The following is a 4,444-nucleotide window of genomic DNA, read 5'->3' as shown; positions in this document are numbered from 1 at the left end:
CTCCATGGCCGCCAGTAGTAAACCGAGAAGGGTTCCCAGATGATGGTTGCTGAGAAAGCCCGGGAAAGCACGCCGGCGGATGTGATCCCAAAGCGCCGCGTGCGGTGAGTCTGGATCGAATCGTGCCGCGATGATCCCCCGCTGGGTTCCGAAGAAGGTTTTGTGTGTGGAACCCGTCACGATATTCGCCCCTTCGGCGAATGGGTCCTGGAAGGCGGGCCCCAGAATACCCAGGACATGCGCGGCATCGTACATGACCAGCGGCTTCTGCTTGAGCTGGGAAAGGATTTGGCCGATTTCTTTCACCGGCTCACGACAGATGAACATGCTTTTCCCAAAAATAATGAGCTCGGGGGTGAAAGTTTCGAGGAGAGAAGCAGTTGCTTCGACGTCCACCTGATAAGGATTGTCCTGCCGAACCGGGAAATGTTTGATCATGAATCGGCCGGTGGCGGGATCGCGGGCGACATAGTCGCGAAGGGGACCCATCGCCTGAGCGCTGAGATGACCGCCCAGGTTGAGATGATGATTGAGAACGCCGCCAATCCGCTCCAGCTCGCCCTGCTTTTTATCTCGATTTCGGAACGCCACAAGCGCGCTGAAGACGGCCATGTTGGCCGTCTGGCCACTGATCAACCGTGGTTCCACGAGCTCTGTGCCAAGATACTGGCCCAGTTCCTGAATGAGCTGCTGCTCAACCCATTCAATAAACTTCGTTCCCTGGTAGTAATACACTTCACGGTTGAGCTGCGGGAGAAAATTGTGCTCGGCATATCGGCCGACAGGGTCCGTGACCTGAATGAGCCGGACCAGCGGGGAAGGCGTCATTTCCGACGGGATAAGATTGACGCACTGTTGCTGGCGCCACGAGTGATTTTGCAGTGTTTTTTCCAGTAGTGTTTTAACTTTCTCCGACATGGTTATTGCGACCTCAACAGCAAGGAAACTTTCCGAGACATCACTGGACGATGATCGGTCGAAAGTACGGGGGGAGATCGCTTCGGCCATGCCGCCGCACAACACGAGTGGGAAGCGCTCGACCGCGGACATTGATTTCCACCGCAGCCTCTCGCGGGACTTCGGCATCGATATACCCCAGCGCGATTGCTCGCCGCCCTGTCTCGTCCGTGGGAACCGCATCGGCATCTTGCCCGGTAAACACCCAGTAGGGCACGACGGTGCCGCTGGTCACCCAGCCCACTCTCTGACCGTTCCAGTACACTTCGTCGCCCTGTCGGGCGACACCAGGTCCGAGGATTGCCAAAGGACGAATGAGCCGCGGCAAACTCTCACGCGGTTGCACGGTCCCCTGGCGATAACTCTGATAGGCGGCGGCCTGCGCCTCCAAAGCACCTCGCCCGATGAAATCACCCCGATCGGCTGTAAGGTTCACAGCCACGCTGGCCGAAGGAGCAGCGAAGATGGGTATACGGGTGCCATCGGGGGCCAGACCCAGCTCGTGCCCGAAGAGCGTCAAACCGGCTTCTAATCGAAGGGTATCCCTCGCCCCCAATCCTATGGGTCGGATTCCCAGCGACTCTCCTGTCGCCACGAGTCTTTGCCATACGCGGAGCGTCTGCTCGGACGGTAAAAATAATTCGAAGCCTACCGGTTCGCCCGTGTATCCAGTTCGGGAAACGCGGAGATCAATATCCAACACCCGGGCTTGGGAGACGCTATTCCGGACAGGTGGTGGCAGTTCACCCTGAGTGAGCACCTTTTGCAGGAGTTGTTCGCTTCGAGGCCCCTGAACCGCCAGCATTCCTGTTGTGCCTGTGATATCTTCCAGCAAGACGGAAAATCCTTGGGCGTGCTGCTTCAGATGGTGCCAATCCTGCTCAGCGTTGGCCGCGTTCACAACCAGACAATAACCTTCCGGAAACCGGAAAAGGTAGGCATCGTCCAGGGCAGATCCATCTTCTTGGGCCAGAATGGTGTACTGAGCTTGCCACAGTTCGAGCCGGGCTGCGTCGTTTGTCAGCACACGGCGGAGGAACGGCACGGCGTCTGGCCCGGTTACCCGGAAGCGGCCCATGTGGCTGATGTCAAAAAGACCGCCAAATTTTCGAACGCTGAGGTGTTCCTGCAGGATGCCGGATGAGTAATGCAAAGGCATGGTCCATCCGGCAAAGCCCGTCATGCGGGCACCGTGCTGTTTATGCCAATCAGCAAGAGGTGTGCATTTGAGGGGCGTCACGCTCTGCTCCGGGATTCAGAAAATTCCTGCGTTCAGAACGGTCAATGCGTCGGGTTTTCCGAAAAAGCGACTTCAATTCCGCTTCCCGACAACCGAAACGATTTATTTTTGCAAATGATAACCCCGTAGGGCAACCGTGGGGATCGCCAGGTCGAGCAGGTTGTCAGTCAGCGCGCCGGTGCCGCGAGATTGATCAGCGGTTTCAGACGGCCTCCCTTTTGCACTTCGACAACCGCCAGAAGGTTATTGAACTGATCGACAACCGCCGCCTTCTGGCCGGGGACAAGCTGGGTCTCACACCTGGGCCACTGACCATGCAAAAGACTCTGGAGCGACGCGTCATCGAGTCGAAGTTGCGGAAGATGTTGCGTCGCAACGCCCGATGGGAGCAAATATTCCTGCCACCGGCGCTCGTCCAGCGTGGTGGGATCAACCGCCTCGTCGAGTGTGAAGTGGCCGACGGCCAGGCGTGTCAGCTCCGACATAACAGCCCACGTGCCGAGGCTGTCGGCGAGATCGCGGCCCAGTGATCGCACATACGTGCCCGAGCCGCAACGGATTTCCATCTCCAGTTCAGGATATTCATACCGGAGAATTTTCAGTTCGTGAATACTCACCAGGCGAGGTTGAGGGAGTCGCGGTGTTCCCTGCCGGGCCCATTCGTATCCACGCCGACCATGGATTTTCACGGCGGAATAGACGGGCGGCCGTTGCAGGATAGTCCCCATGAACCTCGGCAAAATGGCTTCAATTTCCTGGCGAGAGGGGCGCACCGCTGCCTCATGGATGGTGACTTCACCTTCGACGTCGTCGGTCGCGCTGCTTCTACCGAGCAAGAAGGTGGCTCGGTATACCTTTGGCAGTTCCTGGATGAGCGAAATGAGCCGTGTGGCGCGTCCCACACACACGACGAGCACGCCCGTCGCCAGGGGGTCGAGGGTTCCTGCGTGGCCGACGCGGAGGCCCCTCGCCCAGCGCTGAACCATGTTGACGGCGTCGCGCGATGTGATTCCTTTGGGCTTGTTGAGGGACAGGATACCGCAAATTTCCTGGTTTTTCACTGACGTGCGATCACTCGTCATGACCCATTGTGTTTGGTAACCTTGAATGTTGCTGAGGCCGACGTGATGCCCTCAAGGACGTTTGCGGCCTGGCCTGAAAATGCGTCCAACCCTGAAAGGTGTCTTACAACCCTTATCGTACACCCGTGGCGAGATGTGAAAAGAGTTGTCACCGACGTGCTGCGATCTCCTGGGGTTACTGAGTCCTCGCTACTTCTGCTCTGTTGTCGGGATCGAACCCGGGTCTCGCCGCGACCTTCCGCGGAAGGGAGAGTCGGCTCGGAGGGACTTGCTTGTCAGGTCCACCTCTCAACGTGGGATACTCCGTTTTGCAGTAGCGGGCACGACAAGCGTGCCCCTCCGGGTTCGACGGACGCCGTGGAAGGCGTCCCTCCAATAGGCCCGGATTCCAAGCCGACCAAGTGTCCCGGTTGCATTCGAATCATGCGAGGGACTGGAGGGCCCGGTTCAACCTGCGCCACGCACCGGTAGGGGCAATTCATGAATTGCCCCTACAATGCTTTGCGCTCGTGGCATGTCATAGGCTTTTGCAAAAGTGGCGGTGCGTCAGCCGTGGGTTGAGATTGACTGCGTCCAATTTTTTCTGATAATGAGGCGAAAAATTCCGACAGTGTTCCATTGTGAAGGCGCTCTGTGTGAAAGGAACGAGTTATGGCCCGACCGTTGAGCAAACTTGCCAAAGATTGGTGGGACTACACGACTTTGGACCCGGAATTGCTGCAGGATGCCGCCAAACTCACCGTACGCCAGATAGAAAAACTTGCCCGGCCAGGATTTAAGATCGTTATGTACGACACGCTGGAAGAGTTTTATCTGGCGGAAGCTCTCGAATACATCAATGCCTGGCGGCAATCCACGGCGGATAATCCTTGTGGAATCTGCGGTCCGATAGGCCCCACGGAGCAACTCCCGCTGGTGGCCCGGCTGGTCAATGAGTTGGGACTCGATGTGCGCGAGGGTCACTTTTGGGGAATGGACGAATGGGTGGACGAAACAACAGGGCAGCCGGTTCCGATGGATCATCCGTTGAGCTTTGCTCGCGCGGATATGGAACTGTGTTTCAATCGAATCAACCCCAAGCTGAGGATGCCGAAAGACCACATTCGCTTTCCAATCGGTGATCTCGATGCCTATTCGCGAAGTTTCGACGAAATTCGGTGTGTGG

The 4,444-nt window shown here is 57.5% G+C and carries 2 protein-coding genes and 2 pseudogenes; 1 reads left to right on the top strand and 3 read right to left on the bottom strand.

Annotated features, from left to right (window positions below):
* From H5U08_RS10990 to truB, 3 genes and pseudogenes are all read right to left on the bottom strand, one after another.
* Window positions 1-918, bottom strand: a pseudogene (locus H5U08_RS10990) (hypothetical protein); the annotation flags it as partial.
* 40 nt (window positions 919-958) lie between these two features.
* Window positions 959-2,197: a glycine cleavage system aminomethyltransferase GcvT gene (gene gcvT, locus H5U08_RS10985; RefSeq protein ID WP_297032948.1), complete on the bottom strand. Its 1,239-nt coding sequence runs from the start codon at window positions 2,195-2,197 to the stop codon at window positions 959-961.
* Between the two features lie 167 nt (window positions 2,198-2,364).
* Window positions 2,365-3,279: a tRNA pseudouridine(55) synthase TruB gene (truB, locus tag H5U08_RS10980; RefSeq protein ID WP_297032946.1), complete on the bottom strand. Its 915-nt coding sequence runs from the start codon at window positions 3,277-3,279 to the stop codon at window positions 2,365-2,367.
* A gap of 651 nt (window positions 3,280-3,930) precedes the next feature.
* Between truB and H5U08_RS10975 the strand changes: the two are divergent.
* A pseudogene (locus tag H5U08_RS10975) lies at window positions 3,931-4,444 on the top strand (glucosamine-6-phosphate isomerase); the annotation flags it as partial.

The organism is Thermogutta sp. (genome assembly GCF_014359955.1).
GTDB lineage: Bacteria > Planctomycetota > Planctomycetia > Pirellulales > Thermoguttaceae > Thermogutta.
Note: the sequence above shows the minus strand (reverse complement) of the source record. Positions and strands in the feature narration are given on the sequence as shown.